At 69.2% G+C, this 14867-nt stretch carries 10 protein-coding genes and 1 pseudogene; 4 read left to right on the top strand and 7 right to left on the bottom strand.

Features of this window, described 5'->3' with window-relative positions; translation table 11 throughout:
- Positions 1-3 precede the first annotated feature (3 nt).
- The 4 genes from HHL19_RS27985 to HHL19_RS27970 all read right to left on the bottom strand — a co-directional run bounded on the left by HHL19_RS27985 (position 4) and on the right by HHL19_RS27970 (position 5065).
- Positions 4-1164 (bottom strand): hypothetical protein, encoded by a 1161-nt coding sequence (locus HHL19_RS27985; protein WP_169093119.1) that lies wholly within the window; start codon positions 1162-1164, stop codon positions 4-6.
- A complete protein-coding gene (locus tag HHL19_RS27980) occupies positions 1154-2374 on the bottom strand; it encodes a fatty acid desaturase (protein WP_169093118.1) in 1221 nt (406 codons plus the stop codon). The genes HHL19_RS27985 and HHL19_RS27980 overlap by 11 nt, the downstream gene beginning before the upstream one ends.
- On the bottom strand, positions 2371-3726 hold the full coding sequence (locus HHL19_RS27975) for a diaminobutyrate--2-oxoglutarate transaminase family protein (RefSeq protein ID WP_206325176.1): 1356 nt from the start codon (positions 3724-3726) through the stop codon (positions 2371-2373). The genes HHL19_RS27980 and HHL19_RS27975 overlap by 4 nt, the downstream gene beginning before the upstream one ends.
- 178 nt (positions 3727-3904) lie before the next feature.
- The gene (locus tag HHL19_RS27970) at positions 3905-5065 is read right to left on the bottom strand and encodes an ATP-grasp domain-containing protein (protein ID WP_240981903.1); all 1161 of its coding nucleotides are present in this window, start codon (positions 5063-5065) and stop codon (positions 3905-3907) included.
- A gap of 1041 nt (positions 5066-6106) precedes the next feature.
- Here HHL19_RS27970 and HHL19_RS27965 point away from each other — a divergent pair.
- Positions 6107-6259 carry a hypothetical protein gene (locus tag HHL19_RS27965; RefSeq protein ID WP_169093116.1) on the top strand — a complete coding sequence of 51 codons (153 nt, stop codon included), beginning with the start codon at positions 6107-6109 and terminating at the stop codon, positions 6257-6259.
- Positions 6260-6276: 17 nt separating this feature from the next.
- On the opposite strand, the gene HHL19_RS27960 is transcribed toward HHL19_RS27965, so the two are convergent.
- Positions 6277-9339, bottom strand: coding sequence for a BTAD domain-containing putative transcriptional regulator (locus HHL19_RS27960; protein ID WP_169093115.1), 3063 nt, complete (start codon positions 9337-9339; stop codon positions 6277-6279).
- A gap of 677 nt (positions 9340-10016) precedes the next feature.
- A complete protein-coding gene (locus tag HHL19_RS27955) occupies positions 10017-11654 on the bottom strand; it encodes a serine/threonine-protein kinase (protein ID WP_169117483.1) in 1638 nt (545 codons plus the stop codon).
- 402 nt (positions 11655-12056) lie between these two features.
- On the opposite strand from HHL19_RS27955, the gene HHL19_RS27950 reads away from it, so the two are divergent.
- The 3 genes and pseudogenes from HHL19_RS27950 to HHL19_RS27940 all read left to right on the top strand — a co-directional run.
- Complete coding sequence (locus tag HHL19_RS27950) at positions 12057-12377, top strand: hypothetical protein (RefSeq protein ID WP_346768410.1); 321 nt, start codon at positions 12057-12059, stop codon at positions 12375-12377.
- A gap of 7 nt (positions 12378-12384) precedes the next feature.
- A complete protein-coding gene (locus tag HHL19_RS27945) occupies positions 12385-12615 on the top strand; it encodes a hypothetical protein (RefSeq protein WP_169093112.1) in 231 nt (76 codons plus the stop codon).
- Positions 12616-12997: 382 nt separating this feature from the next.
- Positions 12998-13440 (top strand): annotated as a pseudogene (locus HHL19_RS27940) (methyltransferase domain-containing protein); the annotation flags it as partial.
- A 244-nt stretch (positions 13441-13684) separates the two neighbouring features.
- Here HHL19_RS27940 and HHL19_RS27935 read toward each other — a convergent pair.
- The gene (locus HHL19_RS27935) at positions 13685-14680 is read right to left on the bottom strand and encodes a hypothetical protein (RefSeq protein WP_169093111.1); all 996 of its coding nucleotides are present in this window, start codon (positions 14678-14680) and stop codon (positions 13685-13687) included.
- Positions 14681-14867 lie beyond the last annotated feature (187 nt).

The raw sequence follows: 14867 nt of genomic DNA, 5'->3' as shown, positions 1-14867 counted from the left end.
GGCTTACGAGTCGGTTCCGGCGGAACCGATGAGCAGCCCGCTGTTGGCCGAGCGGGTCTTCGGTACGAGGCGCGCCGGATCCGTGGAACCGGACTGCCGGTACAGCAGCCCGTGTTCGCGCCGGACCTGGGCGTCCACCTCGTCCAGGGGGGCCAACCACCGCCGGGCGGTGCCGTCCGGTTCGACGACCGACATCAACCCGGTTCCGTGCACGGCCTCGGCCGTCACCCCGGCGCCGGCCAGGGCTTCGGCCACACCCCGCTGGTCACCTGTGAACGCCAGGACGGGCTCGTCGGAGGGCACGGCCACGGAGACGAGTCCCGTCTCCCGCATCAGCGTGGCGACCCGGTCGGGATCGGCACCGGTTGCGAGCCGGAAGACCTGGGCCTTCCGGTCACCGACCACCGTGGTCGTGCCCGTCCCCGGACCCACGACGGTTCCTCGGTCGTCGCCCAGGGACCGGCACGCGATGGCGACGCCGTACCGCCTGGCCGCCGCCACCGACCCGCCGAACAGGACCTTGGCCCCGCTGTCCGACATCGCTTCGCACTGCGCGTAGGACAGCTCCGGCATCAGCCGGGCCGCGGGTTCGGTGTAGGGGTCGGTGGTGTACACACCGGGGACGTCGGAGTAGATCTCGCACTCGGTGACGCCGAGTGCCCCGGCGATGGCGACCGCGGTGAGGTCCGAGCTGTTGCGGCCGAGCATGGTGATGCGGCCGTCGGGTCGTACCGCCTGGCCGCCGGCCAGCACGACGACCTGATGCTCGGTCAGTGCCTTGCGCACGGGCGCGGGGTCGATCGTGACGATCTTCGACCGGGTGGCGGTGTCATCACCGACGATGCCCAGCTGGTGCGCCCAGAGATCGATCGCCGTGCTTCCCTGTGCGTGCAGGGCGGCCCGGAGCAGAGTGGCGCTCAGCATCTCGGCGGTGGCCAGCGCCTGGTCCTGCACCTCCGGCTTCAGGTCCGGATCGACCGCCAACGCCGCCTCGAGCAGCCGCCCGGTGGAGCCGGACATCCCGCTCACCACGGCGATCACCCCGGTGTCGCCGTCGTCGGTCATCTCGATCAGATGGGCAGCGACCCGGGCGTAGTCCGCCAGCTCCAGGAAGGACGATCCCCCGAACTTGACGACACGCAGGTGCTCGGAGTCACGCGGCATCGTTCACCATCCTCGACGGCGAGACCGCCGCCTGCGTGCCCTCGGACGTGCGCCTCTTCTCGCCGCCGAGCCCCCACTCGGTGGGCTTCTCCTGGCTCAGGATCGTGAACACCCGGCCGATGGCGTCGCCCATGCCCCAGACATCGGTGTACGCGGGCCACTTGGGGTGTCCGGCGTCGATGTCGTGCTGACGGGCGTACGCCGCGCGTACCCACTCGCGGGTCGAGGGCCGCCGGTGGTGGAAGTCGTGTACCGCGAGATCGCCGGGTACGACGAGGACCCGAGCCGGGATGTGGTAGCAGACGAGGCGGGCGCCCCATCGGAACCAGGCGCGCATCGCGTCGTACCCGCCAAGGCCCTTCGGCGGCAGCGGATCACCGCAGAACCGTCCCCAGGAATGCGACACGTGGAAGGCCCGGCCGCTCAGGCTGCCGTCCTTGGCCTTGAACCAGGCGTGCTCGCTGAGGAACTCCAGCAGCGCGACGATCTGGTAGAGCGGGATCATCGGGACGAGCACGGCGACGGTGAACTCCCACCACACCCCCTGCCAGGTCACCACGCCGAGAACGGCGGCGAGGTAGGCGAACCCCATGACACGTCGGTACGGCGCACAGCGGATGAGGTTCTGGGCCAGCCGGGTGTACAGGAACTCGGCATGGAACCGCGGGGACACGATCGTCCAGGCCAGCCGGCGCCACAGCGCCCGGGTGGACATCCCGGGCCGGAATCCGAGCATGAGCAGGTGCTGGATGGTGGGATCGGCGAGGGTCGCGAAGGTTTCCTTGCGATGGTGCAGATTGACGTGGTCCTCGTAGTACTGATCCGCGTCGTCGGTGCACACCAGCGTGGACAGCACCTGGTGGATCAGTCGGTCGTGCCGTATCCGACCGGTGAAGCGGGTGTGGATCGCGTGGTGCGCGATCACCGTCGAGCACACGCGCGCCGCGGACGCGGTGATGCACCAGGACAGGGGCAGCAGTACGAGCGCCCAGAGCGGACCCCGTGCGACGATCCACCAGGCGCTGCCGATACCGGCCGCGAGTGCGATGAAGTCGCAGATCAGGTAGGTGACGGGGTTCAGGCGGACCAGCGGCTGCTGGCCGGGGAGCGCCTTACCGGTGATCCACGTCCAGCCGTGCTGCGTCCACCGGGGAAAGCGCTGATAGGAAGCTCTGATCTCTTCCGAACGTACTGAGGATGTCGCCGTCATGCGCGGCTCCCTTCCTGCTCGTGACTACCGTCTTGGCTGCCGACGTGGGCACCGAGCGCTTCGGTGCCCACCTCGGCGAAGGCCGCGCCCAGGATGTCCAGGGCCTCCTGGGCTTCCTCGCGGCTGAGGTTCAGGGGCGGCAGGAACCGGGCGACGCAGTCGTCCCGTCCCGCGAGCTCGAAGAGCAGCCCCCGGCGGAGCGCGGCCTTCCGGACCCGGCCGGCGACCTCGCTCGCAGTCCAGCTCCCGACCGGGTTCAGCTCGACACCGAGCATCAGCCCGCGCCCCCGGACCTCGCCGATCATGGGACTGATGGCGGGGTTCAGCTGCAGCGCGTCCAGTCCCGAACGGAGGAACTCCCCGATCTCGCGCACATGCGGCAGCACCTCGTCGCGCTCGACGATCCGCATGAGGGCGGCACCCGCGGCGAAGGCGAGCTGGTTGCCGCGGAAGGTTCCGGTGTGCGCGCCGGGCGCCCAGCCGTCCAGCCGCTCGTCGTAGATGATCACCGAAGCCGGGTGACCGCCGCCCAGGGCCTTGGACGAGACGATGACGTCGGGCTCGATCCCGTACTGCTCGAAGGCGTACCACGTACCCGTCCGCCCGCAGCCGGTCTGCACCTCGTCGACCACCAGCGGGATGTTCCGCTCGCGCGTGATCCGGCGAAGCTCGGTGACGAACTCGGCGCGGGCCGGGACCACCCCGCCTTCGCCCTGCACCATCTCGAGGACCACAGCGGCCGGGAGGCGTACGCCGCCGTTCGGATCGGCCAGCAGATTCTCCAGGTAGCGCACGCAGTTGACCTGGCAGCTGTCCGGGTTCAGAGACAGCGGGCACTTGAAGCAGTACGAGTACGGGAAGAACGTCGTACCGGGCATCAGATTGTGCAGGTGTTCCTTCGAGCCGCGCAGCCCGGTGATCGCCAGCGTGCTCTGCGTGCTGCCGTGAAAGCCGCCGTGGAACGAGACCACATCCGCCCGCCCGGTCGCGGTCTTGCAGAGCTTCAGCGCGGCATCGATTCCGTCCGCACCGGTCGGCCCGCAGAAGTGGATCTTCATGCGGTCCCGCATTGCCTCGGGCAGCATTCCGAGGAGCCGGGTGGAGAACTCCGACTTCGCCTCGGTGGGGAAGTCGAGCATGTGGGAAGCGACATTCAGCTGAGCCTGTGCGGCGGCGATCAGCTCGGGATTGCTGTGGCCGAGAGCAAGCACGCCGGCCCCGGACAGAAAGTCGAGAAACCTGTTTCCGTCGACGTCGTGCAGATAGGAACCCTCTCCGCCGGCGACCGCGATCGGCGTGTGCCGCGGATAGGTACGGGCCGAGGACTCATCCCGCTCCTGCTGCTCCAGCAACCGCCGCGAAACGGGCCCCGGGAGACTGGTGACAACGGACGCACTCACGACGAATTCCTTTCGCCCCGCTCAGGAGCTTGGTCTGACTGCTTGATGCCCTGGTCGAGAGGGGCGACGAATGCGAGGTGGAGCGGGTCGCGCACCATGCCGATGAGCCGTGCCGCTCTGCTTTCCGCAATCACGGTTCGACGCTGAAGAGGTTCTGGCTGTGTGCCGCCGCCAGCTCCGCCACCCGCGCCTGGAATTCCTCGGAGTCACCAGGACCGCGCCCGTGCTCGAAGCACTCGATGACGCCCTCGCGCCCCAGGTAGGAGTCCGCCGGGCGGGAGTGGTCGCCGGGCTTCGCCGTCACGTAGAGCGCGCGCTCGACCGGATCGAACCCCTGCGGCTGGCGTACACCGGTGATCGTGCCGCCGGCGGCCTTGAGGAAGCCGGTCGCCGCGATGCCCCGCGGCATGTCGGGGATCGGCGGCAGCTGTTCGATCGTCCGGCGGTACGCCGCGATGTGCAGGTCGTACGGGCTGAAGCCGTAGACCCGGTCGATGAGGTCCATGATGCCGTCGCCGCCGGGACGGGCCCCGACCTCGACCACGCTCAGCGCGTCCCCGTTGACCAGGATCTCGACGTGGGCGATGCCGCGGTCGATGCGGAGCGCCTCGCAGGCCTTGAGCGCGGTCTCGCGCAGTGCCTCGTTGTCGCTCTCCCGGCTCGGCACCAGCTGGCCGGTCTCGGCGAAGTACGGGGGTGCGCTCTTGCTCTTGTCGGTGACGGCCAGCACCGCGCGGCTGCCCTCGTAGTTGATGACCTCGACAGAGACCTCGTGCGTCGAGACGAAGAACTCCTCCACCTGGAAGCGTCCGTCAGTGAGATCGAAGGTCCCGGCGACCTCCATGAGCGAGGAACGGCAGTGCTCATAGGCGGCGTCGAGTTCGTCGGCCGAGTCGACCCTGATGATCCCGACGCTCCCGGCGAAGTCCCTCGGCTTCAGCACCAGGGGGAACTCCAGCTCCGCGGCTATGGCGCGCAGTTCCTCAGCGGTGGAGAACAGCCGGTGCCGGGCGCAGGGAACACCGGCTTCTTCGAACGACACCTTCATCGTGTGCTTGTCCCGCGAGCGCCGGAGTGCTTCGTCGGAGAGCGCCGGCAGCCCGTAGTGATGGGCGATCGCCACCGAGGCGTGCAGGTTCATCTCGTAGATGGGGACCACCGCGTCCGGCTGCAGGCCGGTCTCCCGCTCGAATTCCTCCACTGCCTTCAGCGCGGGCTTCGCCTTGTAGCTACTGGCCGGGAGGATGTGGTCGAAATACCGGTTCGCACCGGAAACGGGATCCTCCGTCATGCCGATAACCGGGCCGGGATAGGTGCGCAGGGCGGAAACGATGGCTCGCTCACGCAACATCAGATCGGCACCGAGCAGCAGAAGGTACCGGTCCCCGTTAGCGTGGGCACGCTTCGAACTGAACATGGACTTCCTTATCGCGTCGTCGCCATGATGTGGCGAGACTGCCAAGGGCGGTTCCCGAAACGTTCCCCCTCTCGTACTCGGGGTTTCGGCGCGATCGCGTGACGTCCGTTCCGTGATCACGCGAGGCCGCGGTGCCCGGCCTGCGGTAAGGCTCGTGCCGGCATAGAAGGTCTTGCGGTCGGTGCGGCGGCGTGCGGCGGCTTGCGGCGGCGTGCGGCCCGGGGACACTCGCGGGATCAGAGCTGACGCGTCGGCCACGCGCACCGGCGCGCGGTGATCACCGACGCCGCCGCGGCCCGCGCCGGCGCCGCCCGGACAGAGTCCGCGCCGGCACATCCCCTTGCTCCGCCGCGCACTGGCCCGGCCGCGCGAACGCGGCATCGCATTACGCGTCGCACCACGCGTCGCACCACGCGTCGCGCGGCCGGGAACAGGCCACTGCGGACCGTCAACTCACCCCGTGCGATGGCGACCTGACGCATTCTGGCCATCGGCATCCTGAAACTCGCCGGCGTCACCGACATCGCCGCCGCCCTCCGCGGCAACGCCTGCGACGCCACCCGGCCCCTCGTCCGCCTCGGCGACCACGCGCACCGCGCGACGGCGCAGCTCTCACCGAACCCGGGGCGGTCCGCCGTGACCAGCCAGAACGACAGCGTCCAGACCACCATCACGTTCTTCGAGCACGGTCTCGACAGCCGCTCACAGCGCTGAAGCGACGGTGCTGGACGCGTGAACCGCTCACGGTCTCACTCGTGCGCGTCCCCTCCGCATCCCGGACCTCGACCAGGTGCTTCCCTCCGAGGTATGCGGGCGGGAACGTTCCGGTATCGGCCTGCGGCACCTTCATGTCGACCACGGATACAGTGCCGCTCGGCGCCCTATCCGGCCGCATTACTCACAGGGGGACGGACCATGCACACCAAGCTGATCAGACTGACCGGGATCATCGCGGCCGCCGTCCTGGCGGTCGGGATCGGTGCGACCGTGCAGGACGCCGTGACCGGCCAGTCGGCCGGGCAGCAGATCCTCGCGGACAACAAGGGGCCGGCTGTCGTCCAGCCGTGAGGTCTGTGCCGCCTTCCTCAATGACTGCGGCCGGCCTCCGGAATCTCCATGAGGTCGAACAACTCGGCTGCCGCCAGGAGGTTCTTCGAGGCCGTCGCGCCGTCGCCAAGTCCCTTGGCCGCGCGGGCCAGACCCAGGTACGCGGACGCCTGCTCGGAGCGGAACTGGATCGCCGAGGCGACCTCGAGCGCGTGGGCGTGCAACGCCGTCGCCGAGGTGTACTGCCCTTGTGCGGTATGCAGCCGGCCGAGGATGTTCTCGGCCTTCGCCTGGCGGACCGGCGTACCACCGGACCGCGCGAGGATCTGGGCGCGTTCCGCGAGCTCGGACGCCGCATCACCGTCGCCGAGGCGGTGGGCTACCTCGGCGGACAGCGCCAGCACCAGGGCGACGTCGCCCTGCGGCGCGCTCTCGTCGCACAACTCGCGGGCGCGCCTCAGACTCGCCTCGGCGTCCACGTACTGCCCCATGCCCAGCTGGGCGAAGGCCAGATCGGCCAGAGCCATGGTCTCGTTGACCGGGTTCGCGGTGTCCCGCTCCAGCTCAAGGGCTCGGAGGGCGGACGCCGCCGCCTCCGGGTAGCGGCCCCATCGCGCGTACAGCGAGCTGAGGTTCGTCTGGGTCTCCGCCTCGGCGCGGGCAGTGCCGAGTTCCCTGGCGAGTTCGACCGCGTGCTCCAACAGGGGAAGGGCCTCGTTGTACCGCCCCAGCATCGACATGAGCAGCCCGAGAGTGGACTCGCTGTTCGCCTCGGCGTCACGGTCGCCGAGGCGTACCGCGATCGCGCGTCCCTCGCGGGCGACGTTGATGCCCTCCTCGAAGTAGCCGAGCTTCCAGCAGGCGGCGCCGAGACTGGACAGGCTGATGCTCAAGAGGACCGGATCGTCGAGCCGACGCGCGGCCTGGACCGCGAGGCGGCCGAGCGCTCGGAACTCCTCGAAATATCCCCCCGCGTTCAGATGGAAGACCAGGTCGCGGACCAGCCAGCCGGTGTGCCGGTCGTAGCCGAGCCGAGCGGCCAGGTCCACGACCGCCAGCAGTCGCTGATGTTCGCGACGGAACCAGCAGCCGGCGATCTTCGCGTCCGCCAGTTCCGGGAGCTCTCCCTGATACCGAGGGATCCCGGCCGAGCGGGCGGTACGACCTGGGAACAGTACGTCGCAGGCGACGTTGGTGGCTGTCAGGTAGTAGCTGAGCAGCCGCTCGACGGCGTCCGCGTTGGTCCGTTCCGTCATCGGTCCGTGCTGGCTCTGGGCGAAGCTGCGTACGAGGTCGTGGAAGGTGTACTCGCCCAGTCCGGGCTGTTGGAGCAGATGCACGTCGAGCAGAAGCTCCAGAATGCCCTCGGCAGCCCGGACATCGGTGTCGAGCAGCGCGGCCGCCGAGTGTGCGTCGATGGCATCACCAGGGTGCAGGCCGAGGGCGCGGAACGCGGCGCGGTGCCTGTGGTCCATGGCCAGGTAGGACAACTGAAGGGTCACTGCGACGCTGCGTTCGCCTGAGCTCAGCTCGTCCATCCGACGGCTCTCGTCCTGCAGTCGCTCGACGAGATGCCGCACGGTCCACCGGGGCCGGTTGCGCAGCCGTGCGGTGGCGATCCGCAGCGCCAGGGGGAGATGACCGCACAGCTCGGCGAGCTCGGCGGCCGCCTCTGGTTCGGCTTTCACACGGTCCGGGCCCAGCGTCCGCGCCACCAGCGTGGCACTGTCCTCGGGTGGCATCAGCCCCAGGGAGATCCACTCGATGCCGTCGAGGTCGAGCAACCGCACCCGGCTGGTGATCAGCACGAGGCAGCCGGGGGGAGCCGCAAGGAGCGGCTGGACCTGAGCGGCGTCGGAGGCGTTGTCGAGCAGCACCAGCATCCGGCGCCCCGCCAGTGCGGACCGCCATGTGGCGGTCCGGCCGGGCAGGTCCTCGGGTATGTGCTCGCTCGGCGTGCCGATCGCGCGCAGCAGGATGTCCAGTGCTGTCGATGCCGGTATGGGGAGCTGCTCACCGGGGGTGAACCCGCGCAGGTCCACATAGAGTTGCCCGTCGGGGAACTCCTCGGTCAGCTGGTGAGCGGCGCGTACGGCCAAGGAGGTCTTGCCCGCGCCGCCCATCCCGTCGATGGCCACGACCCGGGCGCTGTGCTCATCCGGCAGCGTCTCGGCCCGGACCCGGCTGAGCAGGACTGCCAGTTCCTTGTCCCGGCCCGTGAAATCCGGCAGCGCATACGGCAGTGTGGAAACCGGACCGCGTTGCTCAGCCGGCGTTCCGGAGGCAATGACGGGGGCACCCTCCTGCGGGGGTGTCAGCTCCGGACTCTCCCGCAGGATCCCCTCGTACAGCTTGACCAGTCGGGACCCCGGATCGATGCCGAGCTCGTCGACGAGCAACTCGCGTACCTTCCGGTACTCCTCCAGGGCTTCCGCCTGTCGTCCCGAGCGGTACAGGGCCAGCATGAGCTGGCCGCGCAGCGTCTCACGCAAGGGGTGCGCGTCGACGAGTGCCCGCAGACTCGCGACGAGCTCGCTGCTCGCGCCGAGTTCGAGGCGCAGTTCGTAGAGCTGTTCGGCTGCGGCGAGACGGCGCTCCTCCAGCGCGGTCGCCGCGCGGCCGATCACCGGGCCGCCCTCGCCCGCGAGGACGGGTCCACGCCACAGATCGAGAGCGCCCTGCAGCTCCGCGCAGGCATCGGTGAGCCTCCCGACGGCCACGGCTTGTGCCGCTGTCAGGATCCGTGCGTCGAAATCGAGAAGATCGAGCTGGCCGGCCGACGTGATCACCCGGTAGCCCGGGCCGTCCGTGCTGATCATCTCCCTGCCGGACGGCAGGCGTCGGCGGAGATCGGCGACAGCCTTGCGCACCTGGTGCGACGCGGTCGCAGGAGGGTCCTCCTCCCAGACGGCCTCAACCAGTCTGGCAATCGGTACGACCCGCCCGGGTTCGAGGAGCAGGGTGGCCAGAACTCGCTCTTGGATGGTTCCACCGAGACGCACTCGTATGTCACCGGCCCATACCTCAAGCGAGCCGAGTACATGGAACCTGGGTTCCTGTGCGGACGGAAACCCATTCTTTCCCGAGCCTGCGACTGTCATCGATCCTCTATCGCCCATGCAAATACCCCAGGTCAAAGGCTTGGTTCGGGGATCATAAGCCATCTGCCGCGCCGGTTGACAGCACTTAGCGGGTGTCTCATATGGCGGTCCACGGGGCCGAGGCAGGGCTTCAACGTAGTCGTGTGACGTCCTTGTTGTGATCCCGCGAGGCCGAGGAGGACGAGGCTCCGGGTGGCGTCGCGGGCGTTGCTGCGCGGCGATATTCATAACGCTGGCGAGTTTCAGACTATCGATGGCTGAAATATGTCAGGTCGCCATCGCGCGCGATGCGCTGTCGGTCCGCAACGGGGAGGCGTTCTCGGCCATCCCGTGAAAAGGCGCAGAGAACCGCGCCCGCCGCAAGGCGACGAAGGCCGCGATCGAAGCAATGCCGCCCTTCCACCGCGCCACAGGCCCTGCCCGCAAGCCTTCCGCCGATCCGGCTGCACGATCTGCGGCACGACGCGGCCACCCTCAGCTCGCCACCGGCACCGACACGGAGACCGCGTCCGACACCCTAGAGCACAGCGACTCCCGCGCCACGCAAGGCCGAGGCCGAGGCCGAGCACACAGCGGCCAGAAAACCCCAGGTCACAGACTGTGTGACGCCAGGCGCTCCATCTGCCCGCCGAAGCGCTTGCGCCTCGCCTCCCCGACGGTGCGCCTCGAAAGCAAGATCACCTACCTGTCCTGCCCGACGCCCCCGGGGCGGCCCGACGGACGGTGCGGGATCCGACCGGCTGACGGAAGGGCAGTAGGACGGTCAGCACGGCGGACGTGGCCATCCACGTAAGGACACCGAGAAGGACGGCGGTCAAGACCGGCAACTGCGTGCCGACGAGGAGTCCGGTCGTGAGCGTGGCGTCCACCATGCCGACACTGACCGCCATCTGCACTTCGGCGGGGTGCCGAGTGAACGTTTTGCTCAGCCTTCGCACGAGCGGCTTCTGCACCCCCCACAGGAGGGGGCACATCACCCAGCTCAGGATCAGCACGCCCCACCAGGGCATGGACGAGATGGTCAGAAGCAGCAGGCAGGAGATCACGGTCACGCCCATGGAGACGGAGAACCCACCTGCCCCGCCCGCGTCTTCGGCGGTGAGCTCGTCGAACTTCAGCCCGAGGGCCAGGAGCAGGGCTGCACCGATGGTGACCGGGATCGCCCAGGTCACGGACCAAGAGGCGAAAGCGACCAGTTGAAGCCCCACCAAGGCGCTTCCTGCCAGCACGCTGCGTCCCATGGCGGCAGACCCTGCCGCCTGCGGCTCCGCGGGTGCGGCTGTCGGCTCCGGCGAAGCGTCGATCGGCGCGGGCTCGCGTCGGGCCGGCACGGCGGCTTCCGGCGCGGGGGCGGGGGCGGGGGCCGCGTCGGGAACGGTCGGCGGGTGCGGCGTTGCAGGCTGCGACCGCCACGCGGTCATGGTCGGGGTGGAGGAGAACTCCGGAGCGACCGCTGAAGGTGAGGTGGGATGGTGGCGCTGTGCGGGTGCCGCGAGCAGCGTTTCGATAGCGTCGATGACGTGGGCGGCATCGGCGGGCCTGTCGGCGGCCTCCTTTGCCAGAAGGTGTAGGACGACCTCGTCCACCGTGGCGGGGATGGAGGGGCGGAGACTGCTGGGTGCTTCGGGCTGCCGAGTCAGGTGCTGGTGGAGGACGGCCAGCGGCGCTCCGGTGAAGGGTGGCTGACCGGTCAGGAGGGTGTAGAGCAGGCAGCCGACGGCGTAGAGGTCGGCTGCGGGGCCGATGTTCCGGTCACCTCGAGCCTGCTCGGGAGCCATGTAGGCAGCCGTCCCTATGGCGTGGCCGGTGCCGGTGAGAGCGAGGTCCTCGTAGAGGTGCTTGGCGATCCCGAAGTCGAGGATCTTGACGGCGCCTCCGGACAGGAGCATGGCGTTCGCGGGCTTGATGTCCCGGTGGACGAGGCCGGCGCGGTGGGCGGTGGCCAGGCCGGTGCACACCTGCAGGGTCCAGTCGAGAGCGTCCCGCACCGGGGGCGGGGCTCCCTGGGAGATGACCTCTTCCAGGGATTGCCCCTCGATGAGTTCCATGACGAGGAACGGTGCGCGGCCCTGGTCAGGGCCGGTGCGGCCGAAGTCGTGGATGGTCACGATATGCGGGCTGCTGAGGTTGCCGGCGGCCCTTGCCTCTGCAGCGAACCGCTCGACGTTGGCGGACACCGGGTCGGCGCCTGTCAACAGTTTCACCGCTACCGGGCGGCCGACCCGTTCGTCGAAGGCTCGCCACACCTGGCCCATGCCACCAGCGCCCAGGACTGATTCCAGGCGGTACCGACCGTCCAGCTTCGCTCCGTGCATGCCCACCCCGTCACGGTCTGAGAGCGCAGTTGGTCTGGGTGCGCTCCACCGGCCGTGCACTCTATCGAGCTGCGGTCCCTGAACCGCCCCCGCGATTCGAACCTCGCGCAACCGACCTTGGCCCCCTATCCATACGGTCGGTCAGCAAGCCAACCTGTTGATCACTCTTCGTAGTGGACCATCGCGTTGAGGCGAAACACGGGCTGGTCAGAGGCGTTCTCCGCTCTGCAGGGACACTCACCCAAAGGAGCATCAAGCATGCTTACCCGGCTCATGGCCCGCATCTCGACAGCTGTCGCTGGGGCATCCACACTCGCGCTTCTGCTCCCAGCCCAAGCCCACGCCACGGCCATCGGGTCCACACCTGTGGCCAGCTTCGACTACCAGGTCGGAGGCGTCACCATGAGGATCCCGACCGGCTGCATGTTCACGCACGTCATCCGCGGCGAGGGCAAGAAGATCACCTACCAGAACGCAGGCGTCGACTGCGGATTCGTCGGAGCCCTCAACGCCGGCTTCTGCAACTGGCGGATCGACTTCACCTACGCGGACACCCGCAACAAGACATACCGCACCTCCCGCGGCGCAACCCACACCGAGTGCAAGATCGACCCGATGCGGAACAACGCACCCCAGAAGCTTCCCCGCTACGGCAAGGCATGCGCCCACCTGAACATCAACGGTGTCCGCCGGGTCAGCCAATGCCACCACATCACGAAGTGAGCCGCACATGAGCCCCCAGCCCATGCCCGAGGACCCCGACCGGGAAGCCAAGCGCCGCCGCGCCGACATCGTCGCCTTCCTCGTCGGCGCGGCCGCAGCACTCGCCTTCTTCTCCTTCTTCCCCGGCCTCCCCCACGTCATCGACTGGGGCGCCATCCTCGCTTCCCTCGCCGTCGGAGCGCTCACCCGCTGGGCCTGGCGATCCCGACTCACGAAGAAGCGCGTCGGCTCCCGGTAGGAGCCGCACCGCGCCATCTGCTCGCCCCGGAAAGCCGTGGACGCCCGCGGGGACACCGAGAAGAAGGCTGGGGCCCCACTCACGCATCGCTCACGCAAAGAATCCACGGCGCCCGGCCGCGTCACCCGCCATGCTCCGAGTAACAGAAAGACCAGGTCAGACACCCTCTGACCTGGTCTTTCTCTGAGCCGCCTTCGGGATTCGAACCCGAGACCTGTCGACACCGACTTCACCGATTACGGGGCGACACCACCCGGGCAACGGCCTGGGGCCGTGGAGGATCGAGCAGCTCGGCACCCGAACCACCCGAACCACCTGAACCACCCACCACCGGCGACCCAGGAAGCAAGACACGCCGGCCACGCACGACGCCCAAGCCCACCCCGCCCAGGTCCAGATCGGTGGCGGCAGTCACCGCATCGAAGGCTTCTTCACCATCGACATCGTCCCGCCGGCCGACCTCCTGTGGGGACGTACGCGAGGGCCTGCCGCTCGCCGAGGCGAGCACCCAGGAGATCTTCTCGGAGCACTTCCTGGAGCACATCGACCACCCCCGCTCCGCCAAGACCTACACCCGTGAGGCGTTCCGCGTGCTCACGCCCGGCGGCCACCTCATCACCGGAGTGCCGGACGCGGCCCTTCGTGCTCAGCCAGTACCCGGCCGACCCGGAGCAGGCCGAGGAGATGATCGCCCGCTGGTACGCCAAGCGGGACTGCCGCAAGGACATCACCACCTACCTCGACGTGATCGACTACGTCTTCCGCGACCAGGACGACGACCCCACGTACAACCCGCACTACTGGGCCTACGGCTTCGAGAAGCTCAACCGGCAACCGCCGTCGGACCAGCCACCCCGCGGCGAACAGGCAAACACCGACGCCAAGACCGGCTCCTGCGCCGCCGTGAGTTCCCCGCCCCTGGCTACGTAGGCGACGTGCAGGAACGGTCGCAGCCGGATTCGGGGAACGGTCGCGGCTGGTTGGCGTGGGGAATACCGGCGAGATCCAGGAACAGTGCTGGCGGCTCGCAGCGGTGCCCGCCGGCCGAATCTGTCGCTCTTGGAACGGATCAGGAGAGCACCCATCGAGGCGGGTGTCCCGGGTCGGCCGGGCAGGTGAAGACGTGCAGGTCTCGGTCACGGCCGAAGCGGAGCCGGGTGGGCCGGGCGACGGACTGGCCGCCCCGGATCGAGGCCATCCCCTGTAGGGACGGATCGCGGTCTTCCATCGGCATCCAGCTGTGCGAGTCGCGGTCCATCTCGCCGCCCCCGGCCGTCAGCAGGAGCCGCATCGGGGCCGCGCAGGACGCGCAAGTGATGTCCATCGGGCCCGTGGACGCCCAGCTGGGAAAGCCGCCGACCCGCCAGCCGGGCGGGATCGAGAGAGCGCCCTGGTAGTTCGGTGCGTCGCGGCCGCCTTCCGCCGTCCGGGTATCGTCCCAGGCGTCGATGCGGTCGATCAGAGCCGCAGGCAGCGTGTCGTCCTCTGCCCACGGATAGGTGTCCACCTCCTCGGGGTGCACGACACAGGGTTCGGGGAGTTCGTCCTCCCGCCGGAGCAACGGCACTTCAGGCGCGGGGGCAAGGAAGCGGTCCGCTCGCTCCGTCTGCGCGGCCGGCCTCCACCGCAGGAGGTATCGGCGCTCGAGGTACGGGCCGTGGGTGCGCGGGCAACGGAAGAGCTGCACCAGGTCAGCGCCGCCGGGACCGACGGCCAGACCGGGGACGTCCCGGCCGAAGAACTGGGCGAGCCCCACGAAAGGGGTCGGCCCGTCCTCCCCCGGACTGCCGGCGCCGGACCACGGGCGGCTCCGAGGCCACACGCCCGCGGCCCGGGCGGCGCGGATCTCCTCTGGTGCGTACCCCTTGGTCTCGGGCTGGTGCGGCTCGCGGCAGACCGGCCACGGCTCGTCGCTGGGCCACAGCAGCGGCCCGCCGACATGGCTGTCGTGCCGCCCGGGCTGCCCCGGCCGCGGGTGCAGGCGGGTCGTCCGCCCCCGGTATGCCGCCAGTTCCGGGAACACAGCCTCCACTGCGACCGGCCTGGCCGGCGTTGTCCTGGTCATGGGCGGAACGTACGCGGCCGGGAGCATGCCACGCGAACGGGTTACCGCGATCCCTCCCACGAGGACACCGTGTCCGGCCAGATCAGCACGCCCCGGGCCGAGCACAACCACGGTCCTGACACAAACACGTAGGCGTTCCCGAATCTCGGCAACATCACTTCCCGGAGGAGGAGAGCGTTCCTAGGTG

The sequence above is a fragment of the Streptomyces sp. R302 genome, assembly GCF_012927245.1.
Lineage (GTDB): Bacteria > Actinomycetota > Actinomycetes > Streptomycetales > Streptomycetaceae > Streptomyces.
This window is presented reverse-complemented; position numbering and strand designations above follow the sequence as displayed.